Here is a 16787-nt window from a genome sequence, read left to right as displayed (position 1 = left end):
TCAGGCCGCCGCGCTGCCCATCAGGATCGGTTCCAGTCCCTGGATGCTGCGGATGCCGAGTCCCGGGGCGTCGGTGATCGAGATCTCCGACTCGTTGAAGATCACCCCGCCCTCCACCGGGTTGCCTTGGCACAGCGACGGCCCGTCGAGGTCGACCTTGGTGATCACGTCGGCCTTGGCCACGGCCAGGTGCACCGCGGCGGCGACGCTGATGCTGGATTCGAGCATGCATCCGATCATGCAGTCGACTTGGTGCATGCCGGCGATGTCGGCGATGCGGATGGCGTTGGACAGGCCGCCGGTCTTCATCAGCTTGATGTTGATGATGTCGGCGGCGCGCATGTTGATCAGCTTGATCACCTCCATCGGCCCGAACACGCTCTCGTCGGCCATGATCGGCGTGTGCACGCGCTCGGTGACGTAGCGCATGCCTTCCAGGTCGCGTGCCTTGACCGGCTGCTCGACCAGCTCCAGCCGCACCCCGGCATCCTCCAGCGCGGTGATCGCGAACACCGCCTGCTTGGCGGTCCAGCCCTGGTTGGCGTCGAGGCGGAGCAGGGCGCGGTTCTCGACCGCGGCGTAGATCGCCTTGGTGCGTTCGATGTCGACCCCGATGTCCTTGCCGACCTTGATCTTGAGCGAGTCGAACCCGCGCTCGACCGCGCTGATCGAGTCGGCGACCATCTTGTCGATGGTGTCGACGCTGATGGTGATGTCGGTGGTGACGACCGGGTCGCCGCCGCCGAGCATCTTGTACAGCGGCGCGTCGTAGAGCTGGGCCCAGAGGTCGTAGATCGCGATCTCGACCGCCGCCTTGGCGCTGGAGTTCTTCTCCATCGAGGTCTGGACCAGCCGGGTGATGCGGTTGAGGTTGGCGATGTCCTCGTCGATCAGGCGCGGCGAGATGTAGTGGTGGATCGCATCGATGATCGAACCGTGGGTGTCGCCGGTGATCACCGCGGTCGCCGGCGCCTCGCCGTAGCCGACGTGGCCGGTGTCGGTGTGGACCATCACCACGATGTCCTCGACCCGCTCGACCGTGCGCAGCGCGGTCTTGAACGGGGTCTTCAGCGGCACCCGCAACATGCCGAACTTGATCTGCGTGATCTTCATGGCTGGACCTTCATGGCGTGCGCTTCCCCTGTCGTCCTGACATCGTCCGGTTGCATCTCAAGAGCACCGTGCGGCCGGACGATGCTGGTCATGCGGTCGACGTAGCTTTCGCGTTCGTTGAACATCATCGGCAGCAGCGGGGTGACCGACACGCCGTTCAGCGCCATGCCCCGCAGCTCGCCGTCGGCGCCGAGGTAGCTGCCGCCATTGGTGTCGTGGATGACATACGGCGCGCCGTCGACGCGGCCGATCACCATCATCACGTGGCCGGGGATGTAGACCAGGTCGCCGACCTGCAGTTGCGCGACCGCGGCCATCCGCGCGGCGCGGTCGTCGTCCTTGTCGAAGGTGACGTGGTGCAGGGCCGGGCTGACCGCCTGCGCGCTGGTGTTGCGCGGCAATTGCACGCCCATGCTGCGATAGATCTCCGACACGAAGCCGCTGCAGTCGCGCGCGTCGTAGGCGTGGCCCCAGCCGTAGCGCTCGCCGAGGAACTTGAAGCCCTGTCGGACGAGGTTGGCCGGGGTCAGCGGCAGGTAGTCGGAGGCGCTGTCGAGGCGCTTCGGCAACAACGCCGGCGAGAAACCCAGGCGGCCGTCGTCGTTGCGCACCGGCAGCTCGAGGATGTGCGCGGTGTAGGGATGCTGGCCATTGACCGGCCGGTCGACCGGCACCTCGGCCAGTGGCAGGCGGATGCCCATGTCGAGCTGCAGTTGCGAGACGCGCGGCTCCTCGCGGGTGAACACTGTATCGACGGTGCCACCGGTGATGATGCGGTAGGGCGCCTGGTCGACGTAGCCGAACACCTGCCCGGCACTGCCGAGGGCGACGTGCTTCTTCTCTATCCACGCCGCGTAGCGCGGACTGACCACGAACAGCCAGTCGCCGTCGCCGCTCTCGTGGGCGACCACCAGCGGAGTGCCGGGAAACAGCGCGCTTTCCTGCAAGCGGTCGATGTCGGTTTCGCCGGCGCGGCTGAACATGCGTTGCGCGGTCGGGAAGGTCCGCAGGTCCGCGCGATGCACCACCAGGCCGTGGCGGATCGGTTGCGAGGCGGGGATCGCGTCGAGCGCGAGGTTCTCGACCATCGCATCCAGCGTCGCGGCGGGCACCGGCGCGCCCCCGATGTCGAACCGCGGGCTTGTCGGCCGCTCCGACAGATCCTTGATCCAGCCGCGCACCGTGGCGCCGTCCAGTGTCGCCGGGATGGCGCGCAGGTCATGCATCGACGGGTCGAGTTGCTGCAGTTTCGCGTTCTGCGCGGCAATCGTGGCGCGATCCATCAGCAGGCGGTCCGGCTGGGTCATCCGGTCGACCCAGAAGCCCGGTTCCAGGTACGCCTCGCGGATGCCGACGACGCCGCTGGGCGGAACGTCGTAGGCCGGGGCGGGGTTGCGCGCCAGCGTCGGCGCGGCGACCAGCCCCATCGCCAACCCCAGCGCCAGCGAGGTGAGGAACGGCAATCGCATCTTCATACCCGTGATCGTGTGTCCTGGATGGTCATTGTGCGCTGCGGAATACATGATTCTTATATCACAAGATAAAAGAATAAATTATTGACCATGCGAACAGGCCGTGCTACACAGCCAGCTTCGGTGGTGATCCGGGTGGGGTATGACTCGCGGATGGACACAGTGGGACACACGATAGCAACCACGTCGAGGCGTGATGGCGCGTCGCGAATCGCGAGGTTCGCGCGGGCGCTCCGCCCGATGGCGTGGGCATTGCTGCTGGCGCTGGCGTCCGTTCCCGGCCTGCGCGCCGCGCAGGCGACCGCACCGCTGCCGAAGGTAGTCGAGCTGGTCGATGCCGGCCGTTTTGCCGATGCCGAAACGGCGATTGCCGATGCCCTCGAGAGCACCGCGCTTCTGGACGCCACCCGCGAAGCGCTGGAATTCGAACGCGAACGCATGCGCCGCATCCTGATCGACTTCCATCGCGACGAGGCCGAGGTCCGCCAGAGCCTGCGCGAGCGCATCCCCGACCTGCGCGAGGAAGAGTTCGCGCGCTGGAAGCAGGCCAACCTGCTGGAGCACCGGATCATCGACGGACGCACCTGGTATTTCGACCGCGCGGTTTCCAACCTGTTTCGCCTGAGTCCGGAGGCCGCCGCCCGGCGCGCGCAGCAGACGCCTTTCAGCGAGGGGCCGATGGAATCGCTGAATGTCCACCAGGCCAGCGTCCGCGAGCAGGCGCTCGCCGCCGCCGACAGCAGCGTGGCGCCACGCCGGGTGCGGGTGACCCAGACGTTGACCGTCGATGCCGACGCCGTGCCACCCGGCGAGACCGTGCGGGCCTGGATCCCATACCCGCGCGCGATCCCCGGCCAGCAGGAAGACATCCGCCTGCTCGACAGCATGCCCGCCGATGCCGAAATCGCGCCCGAGTCGGCGTTGCAGCGCACCGTCTACCTGGAAAAGCCGGCTCGTGCGGGCAAGCCGGTCGAGTTCTCGATCACCTACGAGCTGGATATCCACGCCCGCTATTTCGATATCGACCCGACCAGGGTCACCCCGGCGCCGGCGACCGCCGAGCTTGCTGCCCATTTGGGTGAACGTCCGCCGCACGTCGTGTTCACCCCGGAGCTGCGCGCGTTCTCGCGCAAGGTGGTCGGCGACGAAACCAACCCGTACCGCATCGCTCAAAAGCTGTTCGCCGCGGTCGACCAGATCCCGTGGGCCGGCGCGCGCGAGTACTCGACCATCAGCAACATCAGCGACTACGCCCTGCACGCCGGCCACGCCGACTGCGGCCAACAGACCCTGCTGTTGATCACCCTGCTGCGGCTCAACGGCATTCCCGCGCGCTGGCAATCGGGAATGGTGTTCGAAGGCGGCAAGGCACCCGACCACGACTACTGGAACCTGCACGACTGGGGCTGGCTGTACCTGGCGCCGTACGGCTGGGTGCCGATGGATGTGACCACCGGGCGTTTCGAGGACGCCGGCGAACTGGAATGGTTCTATCTCGGCGGGCTCGATGCCTATCGCATTGCCTTCAACGACGGTTGGGGCACGCCGTTCCAGCCGGCCAAGCAGCACTTCCGTTCCGAGACCGTCGACTCGCAACGCGGCGAGGTCGAGTGGCGCGGGGGCAACCTGTATTTCGACCAATGGGACTACGGCTTCGAGGCCGAGATCGTCAACTGAAACCTTCGACGGCTTCATACCGGCCGTCGTCAACCATCGCACCGCCGGAGGGGACATGAACAGCAAGGCATTCAAGAGAACCGCGCTTTCCATCGCCATGGGCCTCGGCCTGGCATCGCTGGCGCCGATGGCGCTGGCCCAGGATGGCTCGGTGGTCGGTCAGTCCCAGGCCGGCGCGCAGGTCACGGTGACCAACCCGCAGACCGGCTTCAGCCGCACCGTTACCGCCAACAGCGACGGCAGCTATCGCTTCCCGTTCCTGCCGGTGGGCACCTACCAGTTGCAGACGAGCGTGGACGGGCGGCCCGTGGGCGAGCCGGTGCAGGTGCGCGTCGCCCTCGGCAGCGCGACCGTGGTCAACGCCGCCTCGGGCGGGGCGGTGTCCACGCTTGGCACCGTCGAGGTGACCGGTTCGCGGGTGGTCAACGCAGTCGACGTGACCTCGACCGAGTCGTCGACCAACGTCACCCGCGAGGAGATCGAGCGATTGCCGGTCGACCAGGACATCGCCTCGGTCGCTCAGTTGGCGCCGGGCGTGCAGAAGGGTGATGCCTCGTTCGGCGGCATCTCCTTCGGCGGTTCCTCGGTCGCCGAGAACAGCTTCTACATCAACGGCCTCAACGTCACCGATTTCTACAACCGGGTCGGTTTCTCGTCGGCGCCCTTCGCGTTCTACAAGGAGTTCCAGGTCAAGACCGGTGGCTATTCGGTCGAGTTCGGCCGCAGTACCGGCGGTGTGGTCAACGCGGTGACCCGCTCGGGCACCAACGAGTTCAACTTCGGGACCGAGCTCACCCTGGAACCGCGTCGCTGGCAGGCCGAGTCCGAGAACCGATATGCCGAGGACGGCACCCGCTACATCACCGCCAGCGAGGACAACTATTCGCGCACCAAGCTGAACTTCTATGCCTCCGGCCCGATCGTGAAGGACAAGCTGTTCTTCTTCGCCATGTTCGAGGCGCGCGACTACCAGCCGCAGAACACCAACAACGCCGGCACCACGTTGACTCGGAGCACCTCCGACGACGGGTTCTGGGGCGGCAAGGTCGACTGGCAGATCAGCAACAACCACCTCCTCGAGTTCATGGGTTTCTCCGACCAGAACACTTCGGCGGCGATCACCTCGGCCTACGATTTCGAGACCGGTGCGGTGACCGATCCGTCGGAGCCGGTTTTCTTCGAGTCCGGTGGCAAGAACTGGAACACCACCTATACGGGCTACCTCACCGACGCGCTGTCGATGAAGCTGATGTACGGCGAGACCGAGCGCAACAACTCGCAGTATTCGCCGAGCGATCTCGAGTGCAGCCCGGTAGTGCAGGAGGTGACCGACGAATTCCCCGACCCCGGCATCCCGCTGGGTTGCACCACCAGTACGCGGGTCGAGGCGCGGCTGGACGAGCGCACCGCGATGCGCGCCGACTTCGAATGGCAGGTCGGCGACCACCTGCTGCGCTTCGGTGCCGACCACGAGGAGAACATCTCCAACTACGACCGCCACTATCCCGGCCCGGACCAGACCTTCTACAGCATCGAGTACCTGGACACGCCCGGCGCGGCGATCCCGGATTCCAACGGCGCGGTCCTGCCGCCGGGCGAGAACGTCTACGTGCGCGCCCGCCAGTATGGGGTCGACGGCCAGTTCGAGACCATCAACTCGGCGTTCTACCTGGAGGACAACTGGCAGGTCACCCGCAACGTGCTGCTGAACCTTGGCATCCGCCAGGAAGCCTTCGACAACAAGGACAGCGACGGCAACAGCTACATCAAGATGGACGACATGTGGGCGCCGCGGCTGGGGTTCTCCTGGGACATGCGCGGTGACGGTCGAACCAAGCTGTTCGGCAATGCCGGCCGTTATTTCCTGCCGGTGGCCAACGTGATCAACATCAAGCAGGCCGGCGGGTTCCTCGACGCGCGCGCCTACCACGCGTTCGAGGGCTACATCCAGCAGACCCGCAACGGCTTCACCTACTTGATGCCGGTCCTCGGCGAACAGCTGGGCTTCGACAACTCGCAGGGTGACGGCACCGTCGGCGACCTGCGCTCGGAAGTGGATGCCGACATGGACCCGGTCTTCCAGGACGAGTTCATCCTCGGCTTCGAGCAGGCTTTGAGCGAGAGCTGGTCCTACGGGATCCAGGGCACCTATCGCGAACTCAACAACGCGATCGACGACATGGAGATCAGTGCCACCCATTGCGGCCGCAACGGGCCCGGCTGGGTCATGGCCAACCCCGGCGAGGAGGTGACCTTCTGGGGTGATACCGACTGCGATGGCGAGAACGATGGTTATGTCACCGTCGACACCTCGCAGGCCGGCGCCTGGACCGAGCACGACAATTACATCTACGTGGCGGACGTGAATACCGAAGATGCCAATCCGGATGATCCGGGCTGGGCCTACAGCAGTTCCACCCCGACCGGGCAGACCGGCTGGGTCAAGCCGGAGCGCACTTACAAGTCCATCGAGTTGCAGATCGACCGCGCCTGGGACGACAAATGGGCGTTCAATGCCTCCTACGTCTGGTCCAAGAGCGAGGGCAACGCCGAGGGCCCGGTCAACTCGGACACCGAGTTCGCCGATGCCGGCCGCACCGAGAATTTCGATGATCCCTGGGTCAACCTGCGCGGTTACGGCTACCTCGCCAATGACCGCCGCCACCAGCTCAAGCTGCGCGGTGCGTATGCACTGGCCGAGCACTGGCGCGTCGGCGCGAGCGTGAACGCGCAGACGGGCGGCCCGATCACCGGCTTCGGCGTCGGCAACCCGTTCAACTGGGACACCTACCACAGCTACTTCATCTGCGTGGAGGCCTGCTCACCCGAGGAGACCGTTGCCAACCCGCAACTGGGCGACACCTGGAGCACCGACCAGCGCGTGTTCGAACACTCCCCGCGCGGTTCTTACGGCACGATGCCGTCGACCTACGTGGTCAACGCGAGCCTGGCCTACGAGCGCCCGCTGGCGTTCGGCGAGATGGCGATCAAGCTCTCGGTCTACAACCTGTTCAACCAGCAACGCGAGATCGACGTCAACCAGGACCTGCAGGAGTCGGTGGATGGCGGACTCAACGCCAACTTCCTGCGCCCGGTACGGTTCCAATCACCGCGCTATGCGCAACTGACGTTCTCGCTGGACTTCTGACGCGATACCCCCTTGGCGGCCTGCAACTGCGGGCCGCCTTTTTTTTTGCGGCGTACACTGGCCGCTGCCGCGATGGAGGTCAGCTGGACGATGAGATTGCTTCCGCTGTGTGTGCTGGCGCTTACGCTGGCAAGTGGTGTCGTCCGGGCGGGTGATCCGCCATTGACCATCGACACCCACGTCGACATTCCCGACGACTACATGCGCGAGCCGCGCTTCGATGTCGGCACCGACACCGAGTTGAAGGTCGACCTCGGCAAGATGGAGCGGGGCGGGCTGGACGCGGCGTTCTTCGTGATCTACGTCGAGCAGGGGCCGCGCACGCCGGAGGGCTATGCCAATGCGATGGCGGTGGCCGAACGCAAGTACTCGGCGATCGAGATGATGCTGCAGCGCTATCCGGACCGCATCCGGCTCGCGACCACGCCGCAGCAGGTGCGCGACAACCACGCGGCCGGCGTGTTGTCGGCGATGATCGGGATCGAGAACGGCTATTCGCTCGGCCGTGACCTTGCCAACCTGGATGCCGCGTATCGGCGCGGCGCGCGCTACCTCGGCCTGACCCACACCGGCCACAACGACATCTGCACCAGTTCGGGCACCAGGCCGGAGTTCGGCGACGAGCCGGCAGGCGACACCGGCCTCAGCGAGTTCGGCCGCCAAGTGGTCGCGCGGGCCAACGCGCTGGGGATCATGGTCGATGTCTCGCACGCCTCGGACGCCTGCGTGCGCGACGTGCTGCAGGTTTCGACCGCGCCGGTGATCGCCTCGCATTCGTCGGCGCAGGCGCTGGTCGACCATCCGCGCAACCTCGATGACGACTTGTTGCGCGCGATCGCCGGCAACGGCGGGGTGGTGCAGATCGTCGCCTACACCTACTTCCTCAAGGCCGATCCGGCGCGCGAGGCCGCCGAGGAAGCTTTGCAGGAGGCGGTTGCGAAGCAGGCCGGGGCGGCGGAGTTCGACAGCGAAGTGCACGAGGCGTTGCCCGCCTACCAGGCCGGGCTGGCGCGGATCGAGCGCGAGCATCCGATCGCCACGCTCGACGACTACCTCGACCACATCGAGCACGCGGTCGAAGTCGCCGGGATCGACCACGTCGGCATCGCCTCCGACTTCGACGGCGGTGGCGGCATCACCGGCTGGATGGACGCCTCGCAGACCGCCAACGTCAGCGCCGGCCTGCGCGAACGCGGCTTCAGCGAGGCCGACATCGCGAAGATCTGGAGCGGCAACCTGCTGCGGATGTGGGCTGCGGTCGAACAGCGCGCCACGGCCGCCGACACCGCCAGCGCGGATGCCGACACCGCCTTCTACGATGCCGCCATCGACGATCTCATCGCCCGCTACCGGTTACCCGGCATCGCGGTCGGTGTAATCGAGGACGGCGAGGTCGTCTACACGCGCACCGCCGGCGAACTGGTGGAAGGTTCCGGCCAGCCGGTCACCCCCGACACCCTGTTCAAGATCGCCTCCAACACCAAGGCGATGACCGCCAGCATGCTGGCGCGGCTGGTCGACGCCGGCAAACTGCGCTGGGACGACCCGGTGGTGAGGCACCTGCCGCAGTTCCGCATGCACGACCCGTGGGTGACGCAGCACATGACGGTGCGCGACCTGCTGGTCCACAACAGCGGCCTGCCGGAAGGCGGCGGCGACCTGATGCTGTGGCCGGAGCCGAACCACTTCGACCGCGACGACATCATCGATGGGCTGGCCCATATCAAACCCGCCTACGGCTTCCGCGCCGGTTATGCCTACGACAACCTGCTGTACGTGGTCGCCGGCGAAGTCGCGGCGGCGGTCGGCGGCGCGCCGTACGAGGAGATGGTCCGACGCGAGGTGTTCCAGCCGCTCGGGCTGGAGCGTTGTCGGGTCGGCGAGATCGACCGCGACGCGGTCGGCAATATCGCCCGCCCGCATCGGCGCGAGGACGGCCGCAACATCCCGGCATCGATCGAAGGCGACACCATTCCCGCGATCACCTCGGCTGCGGCCGGCGGCATCCGCTGCAGCCTCGGCAACATGCTGGACTGGGCGCGCAACTGGCTGGACCCGACCGAACAGCAACTGCAATGGCTGTCGCCGGAACAACGCGAGGCGATGTGGACTGCCTACACGCCGATGCACATCTCGCAGCGCCGCCGCGACTGGAACGACACCCACTACTACGCCTACGCGCTCGGCTTCCGCCTGGCGGATGTCGACGGCGCGTGGACCGTCTCGCACACCGGCACGTTGTCGGGCATGTATTCGGTCATGACCCTGCTGCCGGACACCGACTCCGGCTTCGTGGTGCTGATCAACGGCGACGCCGACGAGGCGCGCACGGTGGTCAACGAGGTGCTGCTCAAGCACTTCACCGCCCCGCACGAGAATCCCACGGTTGCCGGCTACGCTTCGCGCCTGGCCAACCAGCCGGCCTCCGCCGATGACGCGCCGGTGCCCGACACCTCCGCGCGCACGCCGGCCGCGGCGACGATGCTTGCCGATCGGCTGGGTCATTACACCGATCCGTGGTTCGGCGAGGTCACCGTCTGCAAGGCCGACGGCGGCGTGCGCTTCACCTCCAGCAAATCGCCGCGATTGCGCGGCCAGGTGATGGCGGTGGGGGAGCGGTTGCTGGTCGACTGGGATGGTCCGGGCCTCGATGAAGCCTGGCTCGACTTCGCCGACCCCGCCTCGCCAGCACTCGCGATGGCCAAGGTCGATCCGAATGCCGACTTCAGTTCCGACTACGAGGACCTGGCCTTTGAACGCAGCGGCGACTGCAACTAGGACGGTGTCGTGGCTGGCGGGTTCGGTCGTCCTCGCGACGATCCTTGGCGCCTGCGCTTCGACCACATCGGAGCCGCAGTTGTCACCGGCGCAGACCCCGGCCCAGGCCGGGCTGGTCGACATCCGCAGCCTCGTCCCTGATATCGTCCAGGACATCCGCTACGCCGGCAGCGACAACTTCGTCGGCACACCGATCGACGGTTACGAAGCCCCGCGTTGCTACCTGCTCGAACCGGTCGCCGAGGCATTGCAGAAGGTCGAACAGGACCTGCGCCAGCAAGACCTGCGGCTGAAGATCTTCGATTGCTACCGCCCCGCCCGGGCCGTCGCGCACTTCGTCCGCTGGGTCAGCGACCCCGGCGACCAGCGCAACAAGACCGCCTACTACCCCGACATGAACAAGCGCGACCTTCTGGGTGGTTACATCGCGCCGGTGTCCGGCCACAGCCGTGGCGCGACGGTGGACCTGACCCTGCTTCAATGCGAAGCCGAAGTGTGCAAGCCGCTCGACATGGGCACCGGCTTCGATTTCTTCGGTACGCGTGCCAACACCGATTCGCCGCTGGTCACGCCGGACCAGCGCGCCAACCGCGAGCGTCTGCGCGAGGCGATGGGCCGCCATGGCTTCGCCAACTACCCGATGGAATGGTGGCACTACACCCTGCAACCCGAACCGGACCCGACCCTGATGTACGACGTGCCCGTGTTGCAACCCACCATCGACCAGTTGATGGCGCGCTATGCCGGCGACGTGCCCGGTGCATCGCTGCTGGTGCTGAAGGACGGCGAACCGGTCGTTCGACGCGGCTATGGGCTGTCGGAGCTGGAGCGGGGCGTCGAAGCCGGCCCGGCGACCAACTACCGGCTCGCGTCCATCACCAAGCAATTCACCGCGGCGGCGATCCTGCTGCTGGCCGAGAACGGCGCGCTCGACCTCGACGACCCGCTGCGCCAGTGGCTGCCCTCGCTGCCGCCCGCGACCGAGGGCATCACCCTGCATCACTTGCTCAGCCACACCTCGGGGCTGGTCGATTATGAAGAGGTGATTCCGCCGACCATGACCGCGCAGTTGCGCGACGCCGACGTGCTGCGCCTGCTCGAAGGCCAGGATCGGACCCACTTCGCGCCCGGCAGCGGTTACCGGTACAGCAACAGCGGCTACGCGCTGCTGGCGCTGATCGTCGAGCGCGCGTCGGAGCAAGACTTCCAGTCATTCCTGCGCGACCGGATCTTCCTGCCGCTGGGCATGCACGACACCCTGGCCTACGTGCAGGACGGTCCCGGGATTGCCCACCGGGCCTACGGCTACAGTTGGGTGGACGGGCAATGGACCCGCACCGACCAGAGCCAGACCAGCGCGGTGCTCGGCGACGGTGGCATCTACTCGTCGATCGACGATCTCGCCAAGTGGGATGCCGCGCTGTACGACGATCGCCTGCTCGGCGACGAGTCGCGCCGCCTTGCGTTCACCGCGGTGACGCCGACCGACGCCCCCGCGGTCGAATACGGCTACGGCTGGCGCATCACCGGCGACAGCGTGTGGCATTCCGGCGAGACCATGGGATTCCGCAACGTCATCGTGCGCTGGCCGCAGCGGCGGCTGACCGTGATCCTGCTGAGCAACCGCAACGATCCCGAGCCGTACCGCACCGCGCTGGAGATCGCGGAGCCGTGGTTGGCCGACTGAGGCGGCTGGTCGGGGCGCGATTTCCGCGACCCAGAAACCAAAAAAGCCGCGATTTCTCGCGGCCTTTGGATTCATGGTGGAGCGGAGGGGGATCGAACCCCTGACCTCCACGATGCGAACGTGGCGCTCTCCCAGCTGAGCTACCGCCCCATGAAGGCCGTGATTCTAGCCGGCCGGAACCGGCGGCGCCAGCCCCCAGCGCCAAGTCGCCTGTTGCGTAGGAGCGACGTAAGTCGCGACCCGCCGAACGCTTGGAACGATGGACAGGTCGCGACTTACGTCGCTCCTACCCAGGCGACCGGATTTCACTTCACCAGCAATGGCGCCAAGCTCGGCTCCAGGGCCGCGCGGCGCCAGCCGGCGAGTGCGTCGGGCCATTCGCCGTGGTCGAGCAGGGCCTCGAGGTAACGGCGCGAGGCCAGCAGGCCGTCGGGCAACCCCAACTCGGCGCTGCGTGCGGCGACCGCGTCCTGCAATTGGCGCACGCGGTTCTTGTCGCGCTTTTCGGCGACGCCGGCATCGGGAGTGTCGGCTTCGTCGTCCAGCGGCGTGGCCAGTGCCCGCCAGATCGCATCACCAAGCTTGCGCGGGGCCTTGGGATGCGCGTCCAGTTGCGTCTGCAGCGCGTCGCGGTCCGCCGGTGGAGTGCGGGCGAGGGCGACCGCGAGCTCGTTGTCGAGGATCCAGCTGCGCGGCCGGTCGCTGTCGCGCGCATGGGCCTCGCGCCAGCGCAGCAGTCGCACCAGCCGGCGCTGGGCATCGAGGTCGAGGAAGTGGGCGCTGCGCATCGACAGGTGCGGCCAGCGCTCGAGCGCTTCGCTGTCGGCATTGGCAGCGGTGCGGCGGGCGTCGTCGGCCAGCCATTCGCGTCGCCCGAGTTCGCCGAGCATCCCGTCCAGCGCATCGTGCATCTCGAACAGGTGGCGCACGTCGTCGGCGGCGTATTCCAGTTGCGACGGCGACAGCGGCCGGCGCAACCAGTCCGAGCGGGTCTCGCCCTTCGCCAGCGCCACCCCGGTGATCTGTTCGACCAGTTTCTGGTAGCCCATGCCGCCGGCGATCCCGGCCAGGGCCGCCGCCAGTTGGGTATCGAACAATGGCCGCGGAACCGCCTTGCAGGCGTGCTTGAAGGCGACCAGATCCTCGCTGGGACTGTGCATGACCTTGAGGATCGACTCGTCGGCCAGGATCGTGGCCAGTGCGTCGGTGATTCCCGGCGCCAGTGGATCGACCAGCAGGATCTGCAGGGCGCCGTCGCGCTCGATCGCGATCTGCACCAGCGCCAGTTGCGGCCAGTAGGTGCGTTCGCGGATGAACTCGGTATCCAGGCCGATGCGCGCGGGGCGGACGGCGAAATATGTGGCCAGCGCCGCGGGATCGGTGATCCAGATCGGAGCGGGCGACTGCGCGGGGGATGTCGGGCCTGGAATCATCGGGTCTGTGGGCACATGTGTGGGGTCGACGGCCGGGTTGCCGGGGTGGGCGACAATAGCCTACTTTCAGGAAGCCCCATCGCGGGCACGAACCCGCCAGCCGGGCCGGGAGGACGATTGCGAGCCAGATTGCCAGACATCGCGCCAGCCGGATCGCCGGCGACCGCTCCGCGTACGTTTTTGCGGGCGGCGCTGGCAATCGCGGTGCTGCTGGCGGCCTGCTCTGGCGAACCGGACCCCGCGACGACCCCGGCCCGCGACCCCGATGCGAGCGCGGAAGGCCAGGCCGGACCGATCATCAGCATCCGCTCCGATCCGGAAACCTCGGCGGTTCCCGCCTGGCGCGCGCCGGATGTCCCGGTGGATGCCGGGAACCTCGCTCAGCGCAAGCAGGAAGCCGCCGCCGCGCTGGAGGCCGACGAGTTGTTCGGCGAGGCGGACGACGCGATTCCGCTGTACTTGGCGCTGCGCGAGCACGCGCCCGCCGATGCCGACGTCGCGACCGGGCTGGAGCGCGCGCTGGGCGCGGTACTCCAACACGGCGATGCGGCGTTGGCCGCGATCGACGACGATCGTGCCGCCTTGCGACGGGCGCAGGAGATCGCCGCGGTGGCCCGCGAGGTCGCGCCGGAGCGGGAAGCGGTCGTCGAGTATCTGGCTCGGGTCGAGCGCGCCGATGCGGCGCAGCAGGCGAACCGGAGCGGCGAGCGCGCGTTGAATGCGCGCAAGATCGTTGTCGCGGGCGGGAAGGGCGCGGTCGCGCATTTCCGCGAGGCGCTGCGGCTACGCCCGGGCGACGCGCGCGCGATGCAGGGCCTGGCCGCGGCCGAGAGCGCGCTGATCCGCCAGGCCGAACTGGCGGCGAACCAGGACGACTATGCCGCCGCCGAAGACTGGCTGGCCAAGGCCGCGAAGGTGCGACCGGACATGGACACCGCAGCCGACGCCCGCGAACGCATCGCGCGCCAGCGTGCCTCGCGGGTGGGCAACCTGCGCGACCTCGGGCTGGCCGCGCTGACCCGTGAGGACCTCGATGCGGCCCGTCGACACCTGGCGACCCTGTTGCGGATCGCGCCGGCGGGCGATCCGGCCGCGGTCGAGTTGCGTCGACAGATCGAGCTGGCAAGCCATTACGGCCTGTTCCGGCCGGGGCAGGCCTTCACCGAAGCGCTGGATCGCGGCGGGCGCGGTCCGGAGATGGTGGTGATACCGCACGGCGCCTTCCGGATGGGCGCGGCGGACGACGAGGCGGATGCGCGCGACAGCGAACGCCCGAGCCGCAACATCCGCTTCGACCGCGGGCTGGCGGTGTCGCGCAACGAGATCACCGTCGGCGAGTTCCGCCGGTTCGTGACGGCTACCGGTTACGAGGCGCGTGCGACCCGCCGCGGCCATTCGACGGTCTACGACGAGCGCAGCGGCAGCCTGGTGCGTCGCAGCGGGGTCGATTGGCGCTCCGATTACGCCGGCAAGCCGGCCGGCGACCAGTTGCCGGTGGTCCACGTCAGCGCACAGGATGCGGCCGCCTACGCCGAATGGTTGTCGGAGCAGACGGGGCACGAATACCGGCTGCCGAGCGAAGCCGAGTTCGAATACATGCTGCGCGCCGGCAGCCAGTCGAGGTTCCCCTGGGGCGACGGCGCACCGCCGGCCGGCGCCGGCAACTTCACCGGCGCGCTCGACGAGTCGCCCGGTGGCCGGCATTGGCGCAATGCTTTCAAGGGCTATGGCGACGACGCCTGGGGACCGGCGCGGGTCGGTTCGTACTCGGCCAATGCATATCGCCTTCACGATCTCGCCGGCAATGTCAGCGAGTGGGTGGCGGACTGCTGGCACGACAGCTACCGGCGCGCGCCCGTCGACGGCCAGGCCTGGATCAACCCCGGATGCGCCGACAAGGTCGTGCGCGGCGGCTCGTGGGCCAGCTCGCCGGAGCAGACCCGGTCGGCATGGCGTTTGGGCAGCGACCGGGACACCACCAACGCCCGCGTCGGTTTCCGCGTCGTCCGCCAAATCTGACCAGAACACCATCGCGCCACCGTGCTTGAGGAGCATCGAATGAACATTGGTTCCCTGGGTGGCATGCGCGGCGGTACGCGTCGAGCCGGCGGTCGGCGGCGCGGCGGCATCCGCTGGTGGATCCTGCTGCTGTTCGCCGGTTACGCGGCGTGGCAATGGTTCGGCAGCGCCGAAACCGATCCGTATACCGGCGAAACCGCGCACTACGGCGCCAGCGCCGAGGAAGAGATTCAACTGGGCGCGCAGGCCTACCAGCAGGTGTTGGGCGATGCCCAGGCCCAAGGCGCGCTGATGCCGCCCGACGCCGAGGTCAGCCGCCAGATCCGCGCGATCGCGCAGCGGCTGGTGGCCCGGGTGCCACAAGTCACCGCAGACCTCGCCGCAATGCACCAGCAGCAGGCGCCGACTGCCTACCAGCAGTTCCAGTGGGACGTCAGCGTGATCCAGTCCGACCAGGCCAACGCGTTCGTCCTGCCCGGCGGCAAGATGGCGGTCTACACCGGCCTGCTGCCGATCGCCGGGAACGAGGACGCGATGGCGGTGGTGATGGGCCACGAGATCGCCCATGCGTTGCTGCGCCACGGCTCGCAGCGCATGGCCCAGCAGGAGCTGGTGCAGATGGGGCAGATGGCCGCCGGCATGGCGCTGGGCGGGATGGACCCGGGGCAGCAGCAGGCGGTGATGGCCGCGCTCGGCGCCGGCGCGCAGTACGGTTTCATCCTGCCGTACGGCCGCGACCACGAGACCCAGGCCGACCAGGTCGGACTGATGCTTGCAGCGGCGGCGTGCTACGACCCGCGCACCGCGGTCCCGTTATGGGAGCGGATGTCGCAACTGGGCGGTGGCGAACGCCCGCCGGAGTTCGCTTCGACCCATCCCGACCCGGCCAACCGCATCCAGACCCTGCAGGCATTGATGCCGCAGGCGGTCGCGTTCCACGAGAAGTATTGCGCCGGCCAGTCGTTGCAGTAGTCAGCCTTAACGCTTGCCTTCGGGTTTCTTGCCCGACGCCGGGGTCTGGCCGACGCTGCCGGAGAGGTTCTGCAACTCCTTCCACATCGCCAGGTTGCGCTCGGTCAACTGGTTCATCATCGCCCACGGGGTCTGGCCGATCATGCCGCCCATCTGCTTGCGGAACTGCTGCTGCTGGTCGAGGAAGCCCTGCATCGAGCGCTCCAGGTAGCTGCCCATGAAGCCCTGCAGCGAATCGCCGTAGAACCGGATGATCTGGCTCAGCAACTGGGTCGACAGCATCGGCTCGCCGTCCTGCTCGTGCTCGGCGATGATCTGCAGCAACACCTGCCGGGTCAGGTCCTCGCCCGAGCGTGCATCGCGGACCTCGAAGTCCTCGTTGTCGACGATCAACTGCCGCACGTCCTCGATCGTGATGTAGCTGGAGATCTCGGTGTCGTACAGGCGGCGGTTGGGATACTTCTTGATGACGCGGGTTGCAGGCATGG

10 protein-coding genes, 1 tRNA gene and 1 pseudogene are annotated in these 16787 nt (G+C 67.6%); 7 read left to right on the top strand and 5 right to left on the bottom strand.

Annotated features, from left to right (window positions below; translation table 11 throughout):
* The gene (locus SNE34_RS04340; RefSeq protein WP_332615056.1) at nucleotides 1-1113 is read right to left on the bottom strand and encodes a dipeptide epimerase; all 1113 of its coding nucleotides are present in this window, start codon (nucleotides 1111-1113) and stop codon (nucleotides 1-3) included.
* A complete protein-coding gene (locus SNE34_RS04335; protein ID WP_332615693.1) occupies nucleotides 1110-2582 on the bottom strand; it encodes a C40 family peptidase in 1473 nt (490 codons plus the stop codon). Before SNE34_RS04335 ends, SNE34_RS04340 begins: the two co-directional genes overlap by 4 nt.
* Nucleotides 2583-2825: 243 nt before the next feature.
* On the opposite strand from SNE34_RS04335, the gene SNE34_RS04330 reads away from it, so the two are divergent.
* From SNE34_RS04330 to SNE34_RS04310, 5 genes and pseudogenes are all read left to right on the top strand, one after another.
* On the top strand, nucleotides 2826-4262 hold the full coding sequence (locus SNE34_RS04330; protein ID WP_332615054.1) for a transglutaminase-like domain-containing protein: 1437 nt from the start codon (nucleotides 2826-2828) through the stop codon (nucleotides 4260-4262).
* A gap of 55 nt (nucleotides 4263-4317) precedes the next feature.
* Nucleotides 4318-7410 carry a TonB-dependent receptor gene (locus SNE34_RS04325; protein WP_332615052.1) on the top strand — a complete coding sequence of 1031 codons (3093 nt, stop codon included), beginning with the start codon at nucleotides 4318-4320 and terminating at the stop codon, nucleotides 7408-7410.
* Nucleotides 7411-7572: 162 nt separating this feature from the next.
* The gene (locus SNE34_RS04320) at nucleotides 7573-10188 is read left to right on the top strand and encodes a membrane dipeptidase (protein ID WP_332615051.1); all 2616 of its coding nucleotides are present in this window, start codon (nucleotides 7573-7575) and stop codon (nucleotides 10186-10188) included.
* A pseudogene (locus SNE34_RS04315) lies at nucleotides 10127-10894 on the top strand (M15 family metallopeptidase); the annotation flags it as partial. The gene SNE34_RS04320 and the pseudogene SNE34_RS04315, both read left to right, overlap by 62 nt.
* Nucleotides 10877-11875 (top strand): serine hydrolase domain-containing protein, encoded by a 999-nt coding sequence (locus SNE34_RS04310; protein WP_332615691.1) that lies wholly within the window; start codon nucleotides 10877-10879, stop codon nucleotides 11873-11875. The pseudogene SNE34_RS04315 and the gene SNE34_RS04310, both read left to right, overlap by 18 nt.
* Nucleotides 11876-11949: 74 nt before the next feature.
* Here the strand turns inward: SNE34_RS04310 and SNE34_RS04305 are convergent.
* A tRNA-Ala gene (locus SNE34_RS04305) sits at nucleotides 11950-12025 on the bottom strand.
* Nucleotides 12026-12180: 155 nt separating this feature from the next.
* Nucleotides 12181-13308 carry a ribonuclease D gene (gene rnd, locus SNE34_RS04300; protein WP_332615049.1) on the bottom strand — a complete coding sequence of 376 codons (1128 nt, stop codon included), beginning with the start codon at nucleotides 13306-13308 and terminating at the stop codon, nucleotides 12181-12183.
* A 180-nt stretch (nucleotides 13309-13488) separates the two neighbouring features.
* Here rnd and SNE34_RS04295 point away from each other — a divergent pair, with 180 nt between their 5' ends.
* The gene (locus tag SNE34_RS04295) at nucleotides 13489-15327 is read left to right on the top strand and encodes an SUMF1/EgtB/PvdO family nonheme iron enzyme (protein ID WP_332615047.1); all 1839 of its coding nucleotides are present in this window, start codon (nucleotides 13489-13491) and stop codon (nucleotides 15325-15327) included.
* A 39-nt stretch (nucleotides 15328-15366) separates the two neighbouring features.
* The gene (locus SNE34_RS04290) at nucleotides 15367-16299 is read left to right on the top strand and encodes a M48 family metallopeptidase (protein ID WP_425604450.1); all 933 of its coding nucleotides are present in this window, start codon (nucleotides 15367-15369) and stop codon (nucleotides 16297-16299) included.
* Nucleotides 16300-16305: 6 nt separating this feature from the next.
* Here the strand turns inward: SNE34_RS04290 and phaR are convergent, their stop codons facing one another.
* On the bottom strand, nucleotides 16306-16785 hold the full coding sequence (phaR, locus tag SNE34_RS04285) for a polyhydroxyalkanoate synthesis repressor PhaR (protein WP_332615046.1): 480 nt from the start codon (nucleotides 16783-16785) through the stop codon (nucleotides 16306-16308).
* Nucleotides 16786-16787: the final 2 nt, after the last annotated feature.

Source organism: Novilysobacter erysipheiresistens (assembly GCF_036663935.1).
In the GTDB taxonomy this organism is placed as follows: domain Bacteria; phylum Pseudomonadota; class Gammaproteobacteria; order Xanthomonadales; family Xanthomonadaceae; genus Novilysobacter; species Novilysobacter erysipheiresistens.
Note: the sequence above shows the minus strand (reverse complement) of the source record. Positions and strands in the feature narration are given on the sequence as shown.

Coding starts and splice junctions, on each gene's coding strand:
- SNE34_RS04340 (WP_332615056.1), bottom strand. CDS start 1,113: ATGAAGATCACGCAGATCAAGTTCGGCATGTTGCGGGTGCCGCTGAAG.
- SNE34_RS04335 (WP_332615693.1), bottom strand. CDS start 2,582: ATGCGATTGCCGTTCCTCACCTCGCTGGCGCTGGGGTTGGCGATGGGG.
- SNE34_RS04330 (WP_332615054.1), top strand. CDS start 2,826: ATGGCGTGGGCATTGCTGCTGGCGCTGGCGTCCGTTCCCGGCCTGCGC.
- SNE34_RS04325 (WP_332615052.1), top strand. CDS start 4,318: ATGAACAGCAAGGCATTCAAGAGAACCGCGCTTTCCATCGCCATGGGC.
- SNE34_RS04310 (WP_332615691.1), top strand. CDS start 10,877: ATGTACGACGTGCCCGTGTTGCAACCCACCATCGACCAGTTGATGGCG.
- rnd (WP_332615049.1), bottom strand. CDS start 13,308: ATGATTCCAGGCCCGACATCCCCCGCGCAGTCGCCCGCTCCGATCTGG.
- SNE34_RS04290 (WP_425604450.1), top strand. CDS start 15,367: ATGAACATTGGTTCCCTGGGTGGCATGCGCGGCGGTACGCGTCGAGCC.
- phaR (WP_332615046.1), bottom strand. CDS start 16,785: ATGCCTGCAACCCGCGTCATCAAGAAGTATCCCAACCGCCGCCTGTAC.